The 19877-nt window shown below is 39.1% G+C and carries 16 protein-coding genes; 14 read left to right on the top strand and 2 right to left on the bottom strand.

Features of this window, described 5'->3' with window-relative positions; genetic code table 11:
* Window positions 1-462 precede the first annotated feature (462 nt).
* A complete protein-coding gene (locus ACIPKN_RS20815) occupies window positions 463-912 on the bottom strand; it encodes a YgaP-like transmembrane domain (RefSeq protein WP_142510095.1) in 450 nt (149 codons plus the stop codon).
* Between the two features lie 200 nt (window positions 913-1112).
* On the opposite strand from ACIPKN_RS20815, the gene ACIPKN_RS20810 reads away from it, so the two are divergent.
* The 7 genes from ACIPKN_RS20810 (at window position 1113) to ACIPKN_RS20780 (ending at window position 10857) form a co-directional block, all read left to right on the top strand.
* Window positions 1113-2834 carry an adenine deaminase C-terminal domain-containing protein gene (locus ACIPKN_RS20810; RefSeq protein ID WP_400939672.1) on the top strand — a complete coding sequence of 574 codons (1722 nt, stop codon included), beginning with the start codon at window positions 1113-1115 and terminating at the stop codon, window positions 2832-2834.
* A gap of 49 nt (window positions 2835-2883) precedes the next feature.
* A complete protein-coding gene (locus ACIPKN_RS20805; RefSeq protein WP_142510097.1) occupies window positions 2884-3939 on the top strand; it encodes a DUF3048 domain-containing protein in 1056 nt (351 codons plus the stop codon).
* 15 nt (window positions 3940-3954) lie between these two features.
* Window positions 3955-4275 carry a YerC/YecD family TrpR-related protein gene (locus tag ACIPKN_RS20800; protein ID WP_004225717.1) on the top strand — a complete coding sequence of 107 codons (321 nt, stop codon included), beginning with the start codon at window positions 3955-3957 and terminating at the stop codon, window positions 4273-4275.
* Window positions 4276-4385: 110 nt separating this feature from the next.
* Window positions 4386-5075, top strand: coding sequence for a heptaprenylglyceryl phosphate synthase (gene pcrB, locus ACIPKN_RS20795; RefSeq protein ID WP_400939669.1), 690 nt, complete (start codon window positions 4386-4388; stop codon window positions 5073-5075).
* A gap of 227 nt (window positions 5076-5302) precedes the next feature.
* Entirely contained in the window at window positions 5303-7555 is a 2253-nt protein-coding gene (gene pcrA, locus ACIPKN_RS20790; protein WP_142510099.1) for a DNA helicase PcrA, read from the top strand.
* A gap of 14 nt (window positions 7556-7569) precedes the next feature.
* Window positions 7570-9576, top strand: coding sequence for an NAD-dependent DNA ligase LigA (gene ligA / locus ACIPKN_RS20785; protein WP_400939666.1), 2007 nt, complete (start codon window positions 7570-7572; stop codon window positions 9574-9576).
* A 147-nt stretch (window positions 9577-9723) separates the two neighbouring features.
* Window positions 9724-10857 carry a CamS family sex pheromone protein gene (locus ACIPKN_RS20780; RefSeq protein ID WP_142510101.1) on the top strand — a complete coding sequence of 378 codons (1134 nt, stop codon included), beginning with the start codon at window positions 9724-9726 and terminating at the stop codon, window positions 10855-10857.
* A 54-nt stretch (window positions 10858-10911) separates the two neighbouring features.
* On the opposite strand, the gene ACIPKN_RS20775 is transcribed toward ACIPKN_RS20780, so the two are convergent.
* On the bottom strand, window positions 10912-11688 hold the full coding sequence (locus ACIPKN_RS20775) for a hypothetical protein (protein ID WP_400939663.1): 777 nt from the start codon (window positions 11686-11688) through the stop codon (window positions 10912-10914).
* A gap of 220 nt (window positions 11689-11908) precedes the next feature.
* On the opposite strand from ACIPKN_RS20775, the gene gatC reads away from it, so the two are divergent.
* From gatC to ACIPKN_RS20740, 7 genes are all read left to right on the top strand, one after another.
* On the top strand, window positions 11909-12196 hold the full coding sequence (gene gatC, locus ACIPKN_RS20770) for an Asp-tRNA(Asn)/Glu-tRNA(Gln) amidotransferase subunit GatC (RefSeq protein WP_010857153.1): 288 nt from the start codon (window positions 11909-11911) through the stop codon (window positions 12194-12196).
* Between the two features lie 24 nt (window positions 12197-12220).
* Window positions 12221-13684, top strand: coding sequence for an Asp-tRNA(Asn)/Glu-tRNA(Gln) amidotransferase subunit GatA (gene gatA, locus ACIPKN_RS20765; protein ID WP_400939660.1), 1464 nt, complete (start codon window positions 12221-12223; stop codon window positions 13682-13684).
* Window position 13685: 1 nt separating this feature from the next.
* Window positions 13686-15113, top strand: a complete 1428-nt coding sequence (gatB, locus tag ACIPKN_RS20760) for an Asp-tRNA(Asn)/Glu-tRNA(Gln) amidotransferase subunit GatB (RefSeq protein WP_400939657.1) — start codon at window positions 13686-13688, stop codon at window positions 15111-15113.
* A gap of 239 nt (window positions 15114-15352) precedes the next feature.
* Entirely contained in the window at window positions 15353-15913 is a 561-nt protein-coding gene (locus ACIPKN_RS20755) for a thioredoxin family protein (RefSeq protein ID WP_400939655.1), read from the top strand.
* A 134-nt stretch (window positions 15914-16047) separates the two neighbouring features.
* Complete coding sequence (locus ACIPKN_RS20750) at window positions 16048-16962, top strand: diacylglycerol kinase (RefSeq protein WP_142510105.1); 915 nt, start codon at window positions 16048-16050, stop codon at window positions 16960-16962.
* Between the two features lie 546 nt (window positions 16963-17508).
* A complete protein-coding gene (locus ACIPKN_RS20745) occupies window positions 17509-18855 on the top strand; it encodes a cytochrome ubiquinol oxidase subunit I (RefSeq protein ID WP_323655687.1) in 1347 nt (448 codons plus the stop codon).
* Window positions 18852-19877, top strand: coding sequence for a cytochrome d ubiquinol oxidase subunit II (locus ACIPKN_RS20740; protein ID WP_400939651.1), 1026 nt, complete (start codon window positions 18852-18854; stop codon window positions 19875-19877). The genes ACIPKN_RS20745 and ACIPKN_RS20740 overlap by 4 nt, the downstream gene beginning before the upstream one ends.

Here is a 19877-nt window from a genome sequence, read left to right as displayed (position 1 = left end):
GAAAGCTCCTAGTAGGAACGGAAATAACTCGTTGTGGTAATATGTGATACGTGATTTTTTGGTCCATATCTTAATTTAGAGATGACACTTTGTTAAAACGTATGCTATGCAAATAGTTGATTGTAGTGGAGGCTGGGCGACTCCTCGGGGATCAGCGATAGAGGAACGAAGGCTAAAACCATCACGTCCTGTGATAACGCCTTCGTGACCAATTTAGTGTTGGCCCGAGACCCTGCAGCGAAGCGAAGCGGCTCATCGAACGCCCCCAGGAAGCTCTGCTCTGTGCGAAAGCGAAGCGGCAGCAACAAAGCGCCCAGCCGGAACGGAAATCAACCCCTCGCTATGATGATGGTCACTATAATTAAATTTTTTAATCATACTGTGAAACTTCTTATTGTTTTCAAACGTATGAATGAAAGGGTGAGAGCCGTCTCAACAATACAGTTGAGACGGCTCCTTTGACTAAGAAGGATTTTGTGCTTTAGTTGTAGAATTTTTACTTTCTGAGGAATGTTGATTTGAAGTGCTGGAGTCAGATTGCTTTGAAGCAGTTGCGTTTGATCCTGACGTATTTCCAGATATAGCAGAGGAGAAATCCTTCATGAGTTTATCGATTTGTTCAGATGACATAGAATTTTGGCCGCTGAACATACTTTGCATAGAAGAGTTGCTGGTGCTATTGTTGTTGCTGTTGCTCATAGTACTCTCCAGACTAGAGCCCAGTAAAGCTTTGGTTGGGCAATACTTAAAGATACCTTCAGCCATTTTCAAGGCACCAAATGCAATCATCAATCGACCTTTCGTACATTCAGGATTTCTTGAGACTTTAGCGATACCGAATGCCGTTAAACCTGCCCCCATGGCAAAGCGACAAAAGGCATTTTTTTCGCTTAAATTCGATTCTTGCATCATAATATTTCCTCCTTTAGTCATTGTGGGAAAAATAAAGCGGGGTGCACTTTGTTTTATGAAAGTGCTGTGTTACGATTGAAACAAGATGATTGCATAAAGCATTAATTTCATGAAAAATTACGTTTATGCAGTAGTAGTATGTGATTTCGCGTAGGATTTACACAATGAAATTTTACGTAATTTAGGAAGGGGCGAATAGAATGGATCCAGTATGGAAAATTACAGAATTACGTCAGCAATTAGCAGTAATTGATGGAAAAAAAGCACCGGATATTGTATTAACAAATGCACGTTATTTACATAGCATGCTCAAACAATGGATAGTAGGGAACATATGGATTTTAGGAGATCGTATTGTCTATGCTGGTGATAGAATGCCTCCGTTATTAGAAGGGACAGAAGTGGTTGATTGTACGAATAAAACAATTGTACCGGGATATATTGAGCCGCATGTTCATCCGTTCCAGTTATACCATCCGCAATCCTTTGCTGATTTTTGTGGTCAGCTAGGAACTACAACTTTTATTTCAGATAATTTAAGCTTCGTTTTATCTTTAGAAAATAAGAAAGCGTTTTCAATACTAGATGATTTGAAAAAGCTACCGTTTTCATTTTATTGGTGGACTCGTTTTGATTCGCAAACTGAACTGGAACAGGAGGAAGAGATTTTTTCTAATACGTCCATTTTAGAATGGCTAGAACGTGATGATGTTTTACTTGGAGGAGAATTAACGGGCTGGCCAAGGTTGTTACATGGGGATGACCAAATGCTCTATCGTATGCAAATGGCTAAGGGCTACGGGAAAAAAATAGAAGGGCATTTCCCTGGAGCATCAGAACGAACTTTAGCACGAATGAAGCTACTTGGTGCAGATGGTGATCATGAAGCTATGACAGTGGAAGAAGTAGAGCGACGTATTATGCAAGGCTATGCTGTAACGCTACGTCATTCTTCAATTCGTCCAGACCTCCCTGATTTATTAAAGGGAATAGTTGAAAAAGAGCTACCTATTTTTGATCATTTAATGATGACAACAGATGGCTCACCACCTTCTTTCCATGAGGATGGTGTAATGGATAAATGTATTCAAGTAGCTTTAGATGCAGGTGTAGCACCGATAGATGCTTATCAAATGGCTTCTTATAATGTTGCACGCTATTATAATATGTCCAACTTACATGGCTTTATCGCAACGGGTCGATTTGCTTCCCTAAATATTTTACAAGACGAATGGCACCCAGTTCCTGAAAGTGTATTATCGAAGGGTGTATGGTTAAAACGTGATGGTGAACAAGTGCAGAAACTTGCGACAATAGATTATTCAGCGTTACCTGCATTTGACTTAGATTTTTCATTAACGTCTCATGATTTTCAATTCTCGATGCCGTTTGGAATTGAGTTAGTCAATGATGTTATTACGAAACCATATAACTCATTCATTACTAGAGAAGGGCAGCTTGCAAATCATGATGAATGTTATTTAATGCTTATGAATAGAGACGGTAATTGGCATGTTAACACGATGATTAAAGGTTTTGCTACTAGTGTTCAAGGGTTTGCCTCATCTTATTCGAATACAGGCGATATTTTACTGATCGGAAAAAATAAAGACGATATGATTAAAGCCTTTGAGGAAATGAAGGCAATGCGTGGTGGTATTGTCCTTGTTGAAAAAGGCGAGGTAATTGCTGCTGTTCCTTTAACAATTGGCGGTCTTTTATATGATGGTGATGTGAAGGAGCTAGCAGAAAAAGAGAAGTTCTTAAAACAAGCATTAGCGGAACGTGGTTACCACTTAGGAGACGCAGTTTACTCTTTACTATTCTTACAATCGACACATTTACCATATATCCGTATTACGCCAAAAGGGATTTTTGATGTTATGAAGAATAAGTTATTATTACCAGCAGTGATGCGTTAATTGAAGTTTCCCTATGGTAGATGTAATTGATAAAAGGAGAGTAATGCTTGTGTTCAAATCGAAGAAACTATTTATCGCAATGGCTTTTAGCACCTTACTGATAGGAGGATGTTCAAAAGATTCGTCAGAAGTAAAGAAAGATGATACGAGCAAAGTTGACGATGGAACTGCTATTGAAGAGCCAGTTAAAGAAGGAGCGTTTGTTGCTCCGTTAACAGGTGAAGCTGTGAAGGAAGAAATTACGCAGCGTCCAATTATTGTTACAGTTAATAATCACCCGAAAGCACGTCCACAATCAGGAATAGAAGCGGCAGATATTATTTATGAAATGCTAGCAGAAGGCAATGTTACACGTTTATTAGCAGTTTATCAAAGTGAACTGCCAGAAAATGTAGGACCTGTTCGTAGTGCTCGATCTTATTTTGTGGATCTTGCGAAAGGCTATGGTGCATTTTACGTAGCACATGGTTATAGCCCAGAGGCAAAATCGATGCTTACTAATAATGTAGTCGACAATATAAATGGTATGGATTATGATGGCACACTTTTTAAACGTTCAAAAGACCGTGTTGCTCCACACAACTCGTATATTACGTCTGAAAGTATATTAAATGGAGCGAAAAAAGTGGGCGCTTCAATGAGTTACCATGAAAAAGTACATGAGGCTTTTTATGAACCCGATGAACGTGGTAAAATAGGCAATGAAACAAGTCGAGTTGACATTTACTACGGAAATAGTGAGTATTTCCATAATTCGTATTTGTATGATAAGCAAAGTAATCGTTATGGACGACAATCGGCTGGCGTTGACACAAAGGATATGTTAACAGGCGACACATTATCATTTTCAAATGTGCTATTTTTTGAAATGAAACATCGAACGATTGATAATGAGGGGCGCCAAGAAATTGATTTAACTTCTGGTGGAAATGCGTATGTATTTCAAAATGGCTATATGAGAGAAGTCAAATGGGCTAATATTGATGGAATACCAATGGCTGTAGAAGAGTCTGGGGAGCTTGTGAAGCTAGTACCAGGGAAGTCTTGGGTAAATTTCGTACCAATTTCACCAGGGTTACAAGCAATGGTGAAAACGCAGCCTTAAAGGGAGGAAGATTGCATGCAAATCGAAAAAATTCGAGGGCATCAAACAGATCAATTATTTAAAGCAGTGTTAGAGTTGAAAGACATCGAAGAATGTTATAAATTTTTTGATGATTTATGTACGATTAGTGAAATTCAATCGCTGGCACAACGCTTTGAGGTCGCGCATTTACTACGTTTAAAGAAAACCTACGAATCTATTAAGAAGGAAACAGGTGCAAGTACAGCAACTATTTCACGTGTACGTCGTTGCTTTGATTACGGGAATGATACATATGATGAAATGTTAGGTCGTTTGTATCCAGATGAAAAGCCGTTTCAAGCACCAAAAGAATAGTAGGTAAAAGGGCTGGGTAGAGTTATTACCCAGTCTTTTTCATTTTTTTGTAGACAGTCATAAGCTATACTTGTAAACGAATAGATTGAAAATGATAGGTGGTAAAATAGATGGATTATTTAGAATGGAGACATGTGTTCAAGCTAGACCCAGCTAAAGATATTTCAGATGAGGCACTAGAAAAAATTTGTGAATCAGGTACAGATGTTATTATAGTTGGCGGAACAGACGGTGTAACTTTAGATGGTGTATTAGATTTACTTGTTCGTGTAAGACGCTTTGAAGTGCCAATAGCGCTTGAAATTTCTGCGATTGATTCAGTAACACCAGGCTATGACTATTATTTCATTCCAACCGTGTTGAATAGTGATGATCCAAAGTGGATTAAAAATTTACACCATGAAGCAATTAAAGAATATGGAGATATTATGGTATGGGATGAATTAGTCGCTGAAGGTTATTGTATTTTAAACCCGAATTGTAAAGTAGCTGAAGTAACGAATGCGAAAACGGATTTATCCATTGATGATGTTGTTGCTTTCGCACGTATGGCTGAAAATTTCTTTAGACTACCTGTATTTTATGTAGAGTATAGCGGTACTTATGGCGATATTGAGGTTGTAAGTGCTGTGAAAAATGAACTGAAAAATACGCGACTGTTTTACGGTGGCGGCATTACATCTGCTCAGCAAGCAGCAGAAATGGCAAAATATGCAGATACAGTAGTAGTTGGTAATATTATATACGAAGATTTAAAAGCTGCACTTGCGACTGTTAAGGCTGTAAAAAATACGATATAATTTAACTTTTTTAGCAGGTGTTTAAACACCTGCTAAAAGAAGTTAAAGCCTCCGGCGGATGTCACGGGATCGGAAAGGAGTTCTTAGAGGATGTTAGCCTAAAATCATCGCATCCATGCGATAACGGCTAACTGACCTGCATCGTGCAGGCCTAAGCACAAAGCCGATTCCGGACGCAATTATGCCGAGGTATAATTGATAAATAAACGTTTGTAAGGCGGTGCGAAATGGAGCAGTTAACGAAAAACTTATTAGCAGGTATGAACCCTGAGCAGGAAAATGCGGTTAAAACAACTGAGGGACCGCTTCTAATTATGGCGGGTGCTGGATCAGGGAAGACACGTGTATTGACACATCGTATAGCATACTTAGTAATCGAAAAAGAAGTATACCCATCAAAGATTTTAGCTATCACATTTACAAATAAAGCTGCACGTGAAATGCGTGAGCGTATAGATGGCATACTAGGTAACGGAACTGGCGAAAGTATGTGGGTATCGACATTCCACTCAATGTGTGTGCGTATTTTGCGACGCAATATTGATCAGCTTGGGATATCACGTAACTTTTCAATTTTAGATTCTACTGATCAGCTATCAGTTATTAAAAATGTTATGAAGGATGAAAATATTGATACGAAGCGTTTTGAACCTCGTGCGATTTTAAATGCGATTAGTTCAGCAAAAAACGAATGTAAAACTGCGGACGATTATGCAGGTCAAATCAATGAAAATAATCCTTACGAAAAAACGATTGCCCGTGTTTATAAAGGTTATGAAAAAAGACTACGCCGCAATCAGTCACTCGATTTTGATGATTTAATTATGACAACTATTACATTATTCAATCGTGTACCAGAAGTGCTTGAATACTATCAAAATAAATTCCAATATATTCATGTAGATGAATATCAAGATACAAATAAATCTCAATATTTACTCGTTCAGTTGCTTGCCAAGAAATTTAAAAATATTTGTGTTGTAGGGGATTCCGACCAATCGATTTATCGTTGGCGTGGTGCAGATATTGGCAATATCCTTTCATTCGAAAAGGATTATCCAAATGCTAAGGCCATTATGCTTGAGCAAAATTATCGTTCAACACAACGCATCCTACAAGCGGCAAACGACGTCATTCAAAATAATACAACACGTTATCCAAAAGAACTGCGTACAGAAAATGCAGAAGGTGAAAAAATCGTGTTGTACAAAGCTTATAACGAGCAAGAGGAAGCGCAATTCGTTGTACAAACAATCCAACAGCTTATTCAAAAAGATAATCGTTCATTTGATGACTTTGCGATATTATATCGTACAAATGCTCAGTCCCGTGTGATGGAGGAAGTGCTCGTTAAGTCCAATATGGCTTATCAAATAGTTGGTGGTACTAAGTTCTATGATCGTAAAGAGATTAAGGATTTACTTGCCTACTTGCGCCTTATTGCCAATAATGATGATGATTTATCACTCGCACGTATTATTAATGAGCCAAAGCGTAGTATCGGTGCAACTTCCTTTGAAAAAATGGCGCGCTATGCGATTGAACAGGAGCGCTCTATTTTTGATGCTATGAATGATCTTGTATTCATGGGTCTTTCAGGGAAGGCTGCTAATTCAGCTGAGCAATTTTATGCAATGATTAAAGGCTTTACAGAGATGCAAGAATATTTATCGGTGACAGAAATTGTAGAGCAGGTCATTGACAAATCTGGTTATCGAGCAATGCTACAAAATGAAAAGACGATTGAAGCAGAAAGCCGCTTAGAAAATATTGAAGAGTTTTTATCAGTAACAAAGGCTTTTGAAGAGCGCAGTGAAGATAAAAGCTTAATTGCCTTTTTAACAGATTTAGCGCTAATTGCAGATATTGATGCACTTGATAAAGATGACACATCAAAGGGCAACATTATTTTGATGACGATGCATGCTGCAAAGGGCTTAGAATTCCCTATCGTCTTTATCATTGGAATGGAGGAAAATATTTTCCCACATTCTCGTTCACTTGATGATATGGATGAAATGGAAGAAGAAAGACGATTGATGTATGTCGGCGTGACGCGGGCCGAGGAACGTTTATATTTAACGAGTGCACAAAGCCGTACGATTTTTGGTCGTTCTAGCTATAATAATGTTTCTCGTTTCTTAGGTGAAATTTCAGAAGATATTACAGAATCAATATCCAAAGGTGGTTCGAAGCCTGAGGTTCCGTTTGCCTCAAGTAATCGTTCTACAAGTGGCTATCAAAAACGTACACTTGGAGCGGTTCAGAAAACACAGCCTGCAACTGCTCGTTTACAAACAACAGGTGGTGACCAATTTGGCTGGAAGGCTGGAGACAAAGCGATCCATAAAAAATGGGGAACAGGTATGGTTGTTAGTGTAAAAGGTGAGGGTGATAGTACAGAGCTAGATATTGCCTTTCCACAACCTATTGGTATTAAGCGATTACTAGCACAATTTGCACCTATTGAAAAAGGGTAAGCGGAGGAACTTAAATGAACGAAATTGAACAGCGCGTTGTGGAGTTAAATAAATTATTACACGAATACGGTCATGCCTATTACGTGTTGGATAAACCTGTCGTAGCAGATAGTGTTTATGACCAATTATTACATGAGCTTATTGCATTAGAGGAAGCGAATCCGTCGCTTATTTACCCAGATTCACCTACGCAGCGTGTTGGCGGAGCAGTGGTAGAAGGCTTTAAGAAAGTGACTCATGATTATCCGATGCTAAGTCTATCAAACGCTTTTAATGAAGAAGACTTACGTGAATTTGACCGTAAAGTACGTCAAGCAATCGGTGATAACTTTTCCTATGTTTGTGAGTTGAAAATTGATGGTCTTGCCATTTCATTAAAATACGAAAATGGTGTTTTTGTACAAGGAGCAACGCGAGGAGACGGTGTTGTAGGGGAAGATATTACAGCAAATTTAAAAACGATTCGAGCAATACCTCTTCGATTGAAGGAACCACTTACAATTGAAGTACGTGGCGAGGCGTATATGCCTAAAAAATCATTTGACAAATTGAATACCCTTCGTACTGAAAATGGAGAAGAATTATTTGCTAATCCGAGAAATGCGGCTGCTGGTTCTTTACGCCAGTTAGATCCTAAAATAGCAGCGAGTCGTCAGCTATCAACCTTTATTTATGCAATTGGAGGAGATGGCGAGGCATATGGTATTGACGGTCATGCAGAGATGCTCGATTATTTAGAGGGACTAGGCTTCCCATCAAACAAAGAGCGTCAACGCTGCTCAACGATTGAAGAAGTACTAGCCTTTATCGAAAAGTGGACTGAAAGCCGTCCGAATTTAGCCTATGAAATTGACGGTATTGTTATTAAGGTGGATCGCTATGCGCAACAGGATGAGCTTGGTTATACAGCAAAGAGTCCACGTTGGGCAATTGCCTATAAATTCCCTGCTGAAGAAGTAGTGACAACATTACTTGATATTGATTTAACGGTTGGGCGTACAGGTGTTGTTACTCCAACTGCTATTTTAACGCCTGTTCAAGTGGCAGGTACAACAGTTCAACGTGCGTCATTACACAATGAGGATTTAATTCGAGAGAAAGATATTCGACTAGGAGATACTGTCATTATCCGAAAAGCCGGAGATATTATTCCTCAAGTTGTAGGTGTAATACTGGAGCAGCGCCCTGAGGACTCAGTGCCATATGTAATGCCAGAACATTGTCCAGTTTGTGATAGCGAGCTTATTCGTATTGAAGGAGAAGTGGCATTACGTTGTGTAAATCCAGCATGCTTTGCACAAATTGCGGAGAGCATTAAATATTTCGTATCGCGTAATGCTATGAATATTGACGGTCTTGGTGATAAAGTCGTTGAGCAATTATTACGTGCAGATTTAATTCATGATATCTCTGATTTGTATCACTTAACTGTAGAACAGCTTGTCGAGCTTGAGCGTATGGGAGAAAAATCAGCGACGAATTTAGTCAGTGCCATTCAGGCCTCCAAAGAAAATTCAATGGAGCGTTTACTAATTGGATTAGGGATACGACATGTTGGTGAAAAAGCAGCAAAAATTGTTTCAGAGGAGTTTGAAACGATGGAAGCGGTGATGGTAGCAACAGAGGAGCAACTAGTGGCGATTCATGAAATCGGCGATAAAATGGCTTCATCGCTTGTCGAGTATTTTTCAAATGAGGATGCTCGTGCAGTCATTGGGCGCCTTGCTGAAGTAGGCGTCAATATGACGTATAAAGGTAAAAAAATAGAAGTAGCTATAGGGGATAATCCTTTTGCGGGTAAAACAATCGTATTAACTGGTAAACTTGAGCAATTGACACGTAACGAAGCAAAGGCGAAAATAGAAGAGTTAGGTGGTATTGTTACAGGTAGTGTCAGCAAAAAAACTGACCTTGTCATTGCAGGAGCAGAAGCGGGTTCTAAACTAGAAAAAGCCGAGCAATTAGGTATTGAAGTTTGGAATGAAGACAGCCTGATCGAACAACTTAACCTCGTCCAATAAAGGATAGTAGTGAAGGTAAGTATGATGAATTGTCCTAGCCACTTGGTGGAACGTAGAGGCATTTTATAAATGTCTCTACGTTCCACAGGTAGGGTATGAACAATTCGTCGAGCACAATTTGATTTACAGTAAAGGAGTACAAAAATAATGAAGTCATTTCGACTCATTCCAGCAATTGTCGCTGCTGCAATGCTAGTCGGCTGTGTGCCTTCTAATAAGAAGGAAACAGAGCTTACACAGGAGACGCAACAGGAAAAAGCGGAAACAACGATTATTCCCAGCATACAGATTGATGATTCATACTATAGAACGCTAACACCTTATAAACAAAGTGCTAGCAGGGGATTAGTAGTTTCAAATATCTTTACGAAATATGATATGAAGGAAGTAGAAACAGGTTTAATGCGTCTTTCCCAAAATGAGTTTGACACAGAAAACTACTTCTTCCAAGAGGGGCAGTATTTAGCTGAAAGCACAGTGACAGATTGGCTTGCACGTAGTTCACAAACGAAGGATGGTTTAAATCCTCCAACGACGGATTCAATGCCAGCAGAAGAACGTGCAACTAAGGCCCCAATCTATTTATCACATATTGTTGAGCAAAATTATTTAACAAAAACTAGTGATAATAAAGTGAAATTAGGCGGTATTTCGATAGGACTTTCCTTAAACTCTATTTATTATTATCAAAAAGAAAAATATGGAGAGTACTATGAGGAACCAATTCCGGAGGCAAAACTCGTTGAGCAAGGAAAGAAAATGGCCGCTGAAATTGTGTCCCGCTTAAGAACTCGTGATGAATTGAAAGATATACCGATTGTAGTAGGCTTGTTTAAACAAAAAGCTCGCAATGATATTATTCCAGGAACGTATTTTAACTATGGCGTAGCAAAAGCAGGACAAAACGACGTAGCTGATTGGAAAGGTATTGACGAAGAATATGTACTATTCCCAACTAGTGAATCACAGGATGTATACAGGGATGTTAGCAATAACTTTAAGAATTTTAAACAAGATGTAGATAAATACTTTTCTAATTATACTAGTGTAATAGGAACAGGCTTCTATCAAAATAAAAAAATTCAAAAGCTAACGATTGAAGTGCCAATCCAATTTTACGGCAAGTCTGAAATTATAGGATTTACTCAATATTTAACAGGTGTTCTGATCAATCAATTTGATAACATCAATGTTGAAGTAAATATTACCTCAATAAACGGTCCAGAGGCATTGATCGTTAAGAATGCCAGCGAAAAGGAACCATACGTCCATATCTATTAACATATAGTCAGCCTCGTGCTGACTATATTTTTTTGTGGGAAGAAAAATGAAGAATTAATCAGAAGGATGGATAGGCTCTTTAGAGTGACGGATAGCCCAGCGGAAATGACGGATAAAAAGGCGAAAGCGACGGAAGGGTTCCCCAGATCGACGGATAAAGTCTTCGAAATGACGGAAAGAAACAAAGGCGACGGATAGCCCATCGGAAGTGACGGATAGAGAAGCGAAAGCGACGGAAAGATTCCCCGGAGCGATGGATAAAGTCTTCGAAACGACGGAAAGAAACAGGGCGACGGATAGCCCATCGGAAGTGACGGATAAAAAAGCGAAAGCGACGGAAGGATTCCGCGGATCGACGGATAAAGTCTTCGAAACGACGGAAGGAAATAAGGGTGACGGATAGCCCATCGGAAGTGACGGATAAAAAAGCGAAAGCGACGGAAGGATTCCCCTAAGCGACGGATAAAGTCTTCGAAATGACGGAAAGAAGAAAGGGCGATGAATAGCCCAGCCAAAGTGACGGATAAAAAAGCGAAAGCGACGGAAGGGTTCCCCGGAACGACGGATAAAGTCTTCGAAATGACGGAAAGAAACAAGGGAGACGGATAGCCCATCGGAAGTGACGGATAGAGAAGCGAAAGCGACGGAAAGATTCCCCGGAACGACGGATAAAGTCTTCGAAATGACGGAAAGAAACAAGGGAGACGGATAGCCCATCGGAAGTGACGGATAAAAAAGCGAAAGCGACGGAAGGATTCCCCTGAGCGACGGATAAAGTCTTTGAAACGACGGGAAGCCTCTTGACCCGAGATCCGAGAGCACGGCACACAATCCATGCCCTACTCCCGAAAAGCGAAGTCTATATGAAGGACTTGAAAGGCGGTCCCTAAAGACAACACTTCGTCATAGTAGTGAAAGTTTCTTTATTTTTGGTGAAAGTTGTGATTTTTAATATGAAAAATGTTATGATAATTTGCATGGTTAACTTTATTCAACCCTATTGTCATCGACAAAAACAATGAATTGAGTGAGTATTCGGAGGTGTGGAAAAATGGCAAAATTAACAAAAGAAGAAGTTAAACACGTTGCAAATTTAGCACGTCTTGCAATTACGGAAGAGGAAGCAGAGAAATTTGCTGAACAGCTTGGTAAAATTACAGACTTCGCAGAGCAACTAAACGAGTTAGATACAACGAATGTTGAACCAACAACTCATGTTTTACCACTAGTAAACGTAATGCGTGAAGATGTGGCAACAAAAGGCTTAGACCGTGAAGTAATGATGTTAAACGTAAAAGAACAAGAAGATGGTCAAGTAAAAGTACCAGCTATCATGTAATACTAAAACATAGGAGGATTCCTCATGACGTTATTTGAACGTTCAGCAAAGGAGCTACAAGCTGACATTAAAGCGGGTAAGCTAACAATCGCTGATTTAACAAAAGAAGCATACGAACGTGTGGCAAAGCTTGACGGCAATGTACAAGCTTTCCTTGCTTCAAACGAAGAAAAAGCAACTGCACAAGCAGTTGAAATGGACAAAGTGCCATTTGAAGAGCGTGGACCACTTTTCGGTCTTCCTATCGGTGTTAAAGACAACATCGTGACAGAAGGTTTAGAAACAACTTGTGCTTCTAAAATTCTAGAAGGCTTTATGCCAATTTACGATGCAACAGTAGTTAAAAAGCTACGTGAAGCTGGTATGGTCACTATCGGTAAATTAAACATGGACGAGTTTGCAATGGGTTCTTCAAATGAAAACTCGTACTATAAAACAACAAAAAATCCATGGAACTTAAACCATGTACCGGGTGGATCTTCAGGTGCGTCTGCAGCAGCAGTAGCAGCAGGTGAAGTACCATTCTCACTTGGTTCTGATACAGGTGGTTCAATCCGTCAACCAGCAGCATATTGCGGTGTTGTAGGGATGAAACCTACATATGGTCGTGTATCTCGCTTTGGTTTAGTTGCATTTGCATCTTCTTTAGATCAAATCGGGCCAATTACTCGTAATGTTGAAGACAACGCTCTTTTACTTGAAGCAATTGCAGGATTAGATCCAAACGATTCAACTTCTGCAAACGTTGAAGTTCCAAACTACGCAGCAGCACTTACAGGTGATGTAAAAGGCTTACGTATCGCTGTGCCAAAAGAATTCCTTGGTGAAGGTGTTGGCGAAGCAGCACGCCAATCAGTGCTTGAAGCATTAGAAGTATTAAAAGGCTTAGGTGCTACAGTAGAAGAAGTATCACTTCCTCATTCGAAATACGCACTTGCAGCATACTATATTCTTTCTTCTTCAGAAGCGTCTTCTAACCTTTCTCGTTTTGACGGTATCCGTTATGGTTTCCGTGCAGAAAATGTTAATAATTTGATGGACCTTTATAAAGAAACACGCGCACAAGGCTTTGGTGATGAAGTAAAACGTCGTATCATGCTTGGTACTTACTCATTAAGCGCAGGTACGTATGATGCTTACTACAAAAAAGCGCAACAAGCACGTACACTTATCAAAGCAGACTATGACAAAGTATTTGAAGACTTTGATGTAATCATTGGACCAACTTCTCCAACACCAGCATTTAAAATTGGTGAAAACGTTAATGATCCAATGACGATGTACGCAAATGATATTTTAACAATTCCTATGAACTTAGCTGGTGTGCCAGCCATTTCAATTCCATGTGGCTTTGAAAGTGAACTGCCATTAGGCTTACAAATTATCGGTAAATATTTCGATGAAGCAACAATTTACCGTGTAGCTCATGCTTTTGAACAAGCAACGGAGTTCCATAAACAAGTTCCTCAAATTTGGGAGGGAAAATAACATGAACTTTGAAACAGTCATTGGTTTAGAAGTACACGTTGAGTTAAAAACGAACTCAAAAATCTTCTCATCAGCACCAGCTCATTTCGGTGCTGAACCAAATACAAATACTACAGTTATCGACCTAGGCTATCCTGGTGTCCTTCCTGTACTTAATAAAAATGTTGTAGATTTCGCAATGCGTGCAGCACTTGCACTTAACATGGAAATCGAACAAGAAACAAAATTTGACCGTAAAAACTACTTCTATCCAGATAATCCGAAAGCTTATCAAATTTCTCAATTCGATAAACCAATCGGTAAAAACGGCTGGGTTGATATCGAAGTAGATGGTTACACAAAACGTATTGGTATTACACGTCTTCATATGGAAGAAGATGCTGGTAAACTGTCTCACAGTGGCGACCACTCTTTAGTTGACTTCAACCGTCAAGGTACACCACTTGTAGAAATCGTTTCTGAGCCAGATATTCGCACACCAAACGAAGCGTATGCGTATCTTGAAAAAATAAAATCAATCATCCAATATTCAGATGTTTCAGACTGTAAAATGGAAGAAGGTTCACTTCGTTGTGACGCCAACATTTCACTTCGTCCATATGGTCAAGAAGAATTTGGTACAAAGACAGAGCTTAAAAACCTTAACTCTTTCAACTACGTTCGCCGTGGTTTAGAGCATGAGGAATTACGTCAAGCTGATGTTCTTCTTTCAGGTGGGGAAATTGAGCAAGAAACTCGTCGCTTCGATGAAAAAACAGGTAAAACAATTCTTATGCGTGTGAAAGAAGGAACAGATGATTATCGTTACTTCCCAGAGCCAGACTTAGTTCGTCTATCAATCGATGATGAGTGGTTAGAACGAGTAAAATCAGAAATTCCAGAGCTTCCAGATGCTCGTAAAAAGCGCTATGTTGAAGAATTAGGGTTAACACCATATGATGCAGGAGTTCTTGTTATTTCAAAAGAAATCTCAGACTTCTTCGAGGCTATGGTAGTTAAAGGTGCAGATGCAAAGCTTTCAGCAAACTGGCTTATGGGTGATGTTTCTGCATACTTAAATGCAGAACAAAAAGACCTTAAAGATACTGCATTAACGCCAGAAAACCTTGCGGAAATGGTGAAATTAATCACGGACGGTACAATTTCTTCTAAAATCGGTAAAAAAGTATTTGCTGAATTAGTAGAAAATGGCGGTTCCGCAGCAGAAATCGTTAAAGCAAAAGGTTTAGTTCAAATTTCTGATGAAGGTGCATTACTTGCTATCGTTACAGAAGTTCTAGACAACAATGCACAATCAATCGAAGACTTCAAAAACGGTAAGGATCGCGCTATCGGCTTCTTAGTTGGTCAAATTATGAAAGCTACTAAAGGTCAAGCGAACCCACCAATGGTCAATAAATTATTACAACAAGAAATTGCAAAACGTTAATTGCAATTATTATAGAAGGCCAAGAGAGCAAATTCGTTTTCTTGGCTTTTTATTTTAAAAAATATACATACAAAAGACTCTTTGGGGTATCTATACAAGATAAATGCCTTGCCAAGCAAAACGATATTTGCTGTAAATCGACACTAAAAAATACCAAATTAACACTTAATAGTTGTCTTCAAAGAGTATTCATAGCAAAATATAGTATAGAACATGATATAACTTTAGGAGGTCAATCAATGAAAACTGAACAACAATATTTTGATGATGCGATTTCGATTCAACAATATATGGATAATATGACGACATTAAAAGAGGAAAGCTTCCGTATTTATGATGGCTTCGAAGTGCCACTAAACGATGGTTTTATCGAACTACTAAAGGACAAGCAACCAAAAATTTTAACAATTACTGAGGATTGGTGCGGGGACGCAATGTTAAACAATCCAGTTATTCGTCGAGTTGCAGAGGCAGCAGGGTTAGAAATGCGCGCAGTACTACGTGATGCTGATACAGATTTAATTGATCGCTATTTAACAAACGGTGGCCGTGCAATTCCGGTTTATATTTTATTAGATGATGCTGGGCAGGTTGTTGGGAAATGGGGACCGCGTGCACCAGAATTACAGGAACTAGTAGTGAGTAAGCGAGCTACTTTACCTGATAAAGAAGATCCTACATTTGAAGATGCACAAAAAGCACTATATGCTGAAATTCGTGAAGAGAATATTACGAATAAAGCATATTGGACATTTGTCTATGAGGATTTTAAAAAGCAAGTAACAGCTGCATTACAATAATTATAAATCGTAAGGCTGCATGTCAGAGAATAAGGACATGCCTTACTTTTGTTGACTATTGGAAGCTTAATGCAACATTTAAACGAATAGTTCGTTGAAAGAAATAGAATCTTATGAAGCAAAGAAGGTATGTTATGAAACGAGCAAGAATCATTTATAATCCTACATCTGGGCGTGAAGCGTTTAAAAAGCATCTACCAGAAGTATTGGCAAAATTAGAGGTAGCAGGCTATGAGACATCTTGTCACGCAACAACCTGTGAAGGCGATGCAACCATTGCAGCAAAAAATGCAGTTGAACGTGGCTTTGATATAATCATTGCAGTTGGTGGAGATGGCACATTAAATGAAGTTGTTTCTGGCGTGAGTTCATTTGAGAACCGCCCGAAAGTAGGTTTAATTCCGATGGGCACTACGAATGACTTTGCCCGTGCCGTGCATATTCCGCGAAATATTGAAGCTGCAGTTGACATCATTATTAAAGGCGAAACGTTGCCGGTTGATGTTGGTTTATTAAATGGGGAACGCTATTTCATCAATATTGCCGCTGGCGGACGTATTACAGAGTTAACTTATGAAGTGCCAAGTAAAATGAAAACAATGCTAGGACAGCTAGCTTATTACGTAAAAGCAGTAGAAATGATCCCATCAATTAAAGCTTCCCATATGCGTATCGAATATGATGGCGAAGTGTTTGATGGGGATGCCATGATGTTTTTATGCGGCTTAACAAATTCAGTGGGTGGCTTTGAAAAGCTAGCACCTGATGCAAGTATTAATGATGGCTACTTTACTTTATTAGTATTGAAAAAAGTAAGCTTACCTGAATTTATTCAGCTTGCTGCAATGGCATTAAGAGGCGAGCATTTGAATGATGATCGTGTAATTTATAAAAAGGCAAGTGTCGTAAAAGTATCTACTGAAGATGAAATACATTTAAACTTAGATGGTGAGTATGGTGGAGATGCGCCTGCTACATTTGAAAACTTAAAGCGCCATATTGAGATTTTTGTTCCACTAGCAGATATCCGTGAAGAAGACCGTATGTAATAAACATAAGAAGGGTCTGCTTAATTTAGGTAGAACCCTTTTTAATTTAGGGTGAGAGCCTGTTTAATCGAATTTTTGTGGAGATTAATGGTTTATCACCAAAAGTTGTGGATGACTTTTGTTAAAACGTCTACTATGTAAATAAGTTGATTGGTGTGGAGGCTGGGCGACTCCAGTAAAGCCCCAGCCGGAACGGAAATCAACTACGCGTTTTGGTGATGATTCCTATTTAATGGGTTAATCCCCATATATATGAACATTTTCATCCTTTAATTGGTAATGTGAATGAATTAAGAAAAATGTTTGGCAAATGTGCGTATATTACTTGAACAAAATTTGAAACCTTTATAATAGGCCGAAATTCCGGTCCATTATAAAGGTTTTTTTCGTTGCAATAGTGGAAAATGGGGTAGAGATAAGGGAGAGGAAGTGTTGCCTTTGTATAAGTCACAGGAAAGAAAGCTCATTTGGCTAAGCTTTGGTGTTGCAATTATTATGCTACTTTCCATACTTGGAAGAATATTTGGAGGTTAGGGGGGCAATGACATGGTGAATGAATCAGCAGTCTTTTGGAGTAGAGCGTTAACGGAACTAACTTTATCCTTCCATATTATTTATGCAACGATTGGAGTTGGTGTCCCGTTAATGATTATGATCGCACAATGGACTGGGTATAAAAAGAATGATGAGCACTATATTTTAATGGCAAGACGTTGGGCACGAGGTTTTGTTATTACGGTTGCAGTCGGAGTTGTCACAGGGACAGCAATTGGCTTACAGTTGTCTTTACTATGGCCGAATTTCATGCAGCTTGCCGGTCAGACAATTGCATTACCACTTTTTATGGAAACGTTCGCATTTTTCTTTGAAGCCATCTTTCTAGGCATCTACCTATATACTTGGGATCGCTTCGATAGTCAGAAGAAGCATATGCTACTGTTAATTCCGGTTGCTGTCGGTGCATCGATGTCAGCTGTGTTTATAACAATTGTCAATGCGTTTATGAATGCGCCACAAGGATTTGATATTGTGGACGGCCAGCTAGTGAATATTCAACCATTTCTAGCAATGTTTAATCCAGCAATGCCGACAAAGGTAGCGCATGTTCTCGTTACGGCTTATATGACATCCGCATTTGTATTAGCCGCAATCGCAGGATATCGTATGCTTAGAGGTTCTAAGCATATATATCATAAAAAATCTTTATTACTACTTATGAAGATTGGTCTGATTTTCTCCATTGCTTCAGCAATTATTGGAGACTTTTCAGGAAAATATTTAGCGGAATATCAGCCAGAAAAACTAGCTGCGGCTGAGTGGCATTTTGAAACGGGAGACAAAGCTTCCCTTATACTATTTGGTGTATTAGAAGGGGAAGAAGTAAAATATGCTATTAAAGTACCTTATGCTTTGAGTGTTTTAGCACATAATAATCCAAATGCTGAGGTAATTGGCTTAGATCAATTTGCTGAAGAAGATCGACCACCACTATATATCCATTACCTCTTTAATCTCATGGTGTTTATCGGCATGTTTATGGCACTCGTTTCACTGGTTTATGTATGCGGGAAAGCACGCGATTGGCAGTTTATTCATTCACGTTGGTTTAGATGGATTGTTGTTGCAGGTGGACCACTTTCTATTATTGCGATTGAAGCAGGATGGTGGCTTGCTGAAGTTGGACGACAGCCTTGGATCTTATATGGATTAATGCGAACACCAGAAGGGGCCACGACGAGTGACCATGTAGATTTAATGATGCTGTTGTTTACAGGTGTGTATGCCGTATTAGGAGTAGGAAGTATGGTAGTTTTAATTCGTATGTTCAAAAAGAATCCAATTGAGCGAGAGTTAGAAGATCGCCATGCTGAAAAAGGCGGTGACATCCTATGACATTAGAGATTTTAGGTATTTCAGTTTTATGGATTTTCCTATTTGGTTATGTCATTGTAGCTTCAATCGATTTTGGTGCAGGCTTTTTTAATGCCTACAGCCTACTAATCGGAAAAAATCACATTTTAACAAATATTATTAAACGTTATTTATCACCAGTTTGGGAAGTAACCAATGTCTTTTTAGTATTCTTCTTTGTTGGGATTGTTGGATTTTTCCCACAAACAGCTTTCTATTATGGAACGATTTTACTTGTTCCAGTTAGTATTTCGCTAGTGCTGCTTGCAATACGAGGCTCCTATTATGCATTTGAATCATATGGCGCACGTGGGCATATTGGTTACACGTTGACGTATGGTATAGCAGGATTACTTATTCCAGCCTCACTCTCTGTTGTATTTGCGATTGCTGCTGGCGGCTATGTTGATATTGCTGACGGGCAACCGGTCTTGAATTATTGGACGTTGTATACGAGCCCGTTTGCTTGGAGTATTGTCGTGCTAAGCATTGCAGCGGTACTGTATATTTCAGCCGTGTTTTTAACTTGGTATGCACATAAAGCTAAGGATCGAGAAGCTACAAATTTAATGCGAAAATACGCACTTGCTTGGGCGATACCATTAATGGTGAGTGCGCTCGGCATTATGTACGAAATGAAATTCATTAACCCTGAAAGTTACAATAACCTAGTTAATTTATGGTGGATGTTTGCCATATCTGCCGTGCTATTTATTATTACTGTAGTGTTGCTATGGATGCGAAAAAATTACGGTCTTGCGGTTAGTTTATTGATTGCCCAATTTGCAGTGGCATTCTTTGCATATGGAATTGCCCAATACCCATATTTACTGTATCCGTATTTAACGATTTACGATAGCTTTACAAGCACACAAATGGCGATTGCACTCGTCATTGCGTTTGTTTTGGGACTGTGTCTGCTTATTCCATCATTGTTCTTGTTGTTGAAATTATTCCTTTTCAACAAAAATTATGTGACAGGAAAAGAAGATAATCACGCATAG

The organism is Lysinibacillus sp. NPDC086135 (genome assembly GCF_044746345.1).
Lineage (GTDB): Bacteria > Bacillota > Bacilli > Bacillales_A > Planococcaceae > Lysinibacillus.
This window is presented reverse-complemented; position numbering and strand designations above follow the sequence as displayed.

What these genes read in the sequence shown, in the direction of transcription:
- ACIPKN_RS20815 (WP_142510095.1), bottom strand. Translation starts at nt 912, where the DNA reads ATGATGCAAGAATCGAATTTAAGCGAAAAAAATGCCTTTTGTCGCTTT.
- ACIPKN_RS20810 (WP_400939672.1), top strand. Translation starts at nt 1,113, where the DNA reads ATGGATCCAGTATGGAAAATTACAGAATTACGTCAGCAATTAGCAGTA.
- ACIPKN_RS20800 (WP_004225717.1), top strand. Translation starts at nt 3,955, where the DNA reads ATGCAAATCGAAAAAATTCGAGGGCATCAAACAGATCAATTATTTAAA.
- pcrB (WP_400939669.1), top strand. Translation starts at nt 4,386, where the DNA reads ATGGATTATTTAGAATGGAGACATGTGTTCAAGCTAGACCCAGCTAAA.
- pcrA (WP_142510099.1), top strand. Translation starts at nt 5,303, where the DNA reads ATGGAGCAGTTAACGAAAAACTTATTAGCAGGTATGAACCCTGAGCAG.
- ligA (WP_400939666.1), top strand. Translation starts at nt 7,570, where the DNA reads ATGAACGAAATTGAACAGCGCGTTGTGGAGTTAAATAAATTATTACAC.
- ACIPKN_RS20780 (WP_142510101.1), top strand. Translation starts at nt 9,724, where the DNA reads ATGAAGTCATTTCGACTCATTCCAGCAATTGTCGCTGCTGCAATGCTA.
- gatC (WP_010857153.1), top strand. Translation starts at nt 11,909, where the DNA reads ATGGCAAAATTAACAAAAGAAGAAGTTAAACACGTTGCAAATTTAGCA.
- gatA (WP_400939660.1), top strand. Translation starts at nt 12,221, where the DNA reads ATGACGTTATTTGAACGTTCAGCAAAGGAGCTACAAGCTGACATTAAA.
- gatB (WP_400939657.1), top strand. Translation starts at nt 13,686, where the DNA reads ATGAACTTTGAAACAGTCATTGGTTTAGAAGTACACGTTGAGTTAAAA.
- ACIPKN_RS20755 (WP_400939655.1), top strand. Translation starts at nt 15,353, where the DNA reads ATGAAAACTGAACAACAATATTTTGATGATGCGATTTCGATTCAACAA.
- ACIPKN_RS20750 (WP_142510105.1), top strand. Translation starts at nt 16,048, where the DNA reads ATGAAACGAGCAAGAATCATTTATAATCCTACATCTGGGCGTGAAGCG.
- ACIPKN_RS20745 (WP_323655687.1), top strand. Translation starts at nt 17,509, where the DNA reads ATGGTGAATGAATCAGCAGTCTTTTGGAGTAGAGCGTTAACGGAACTA.
- ACIPKN_RS20740 (WP_400939651.1), top strand. Translation starts at nt 18,852, where the DNA reads ATGACATTAGAGATTTTAGGTATTTCAGTTTTATGGATTTTCCTATTT.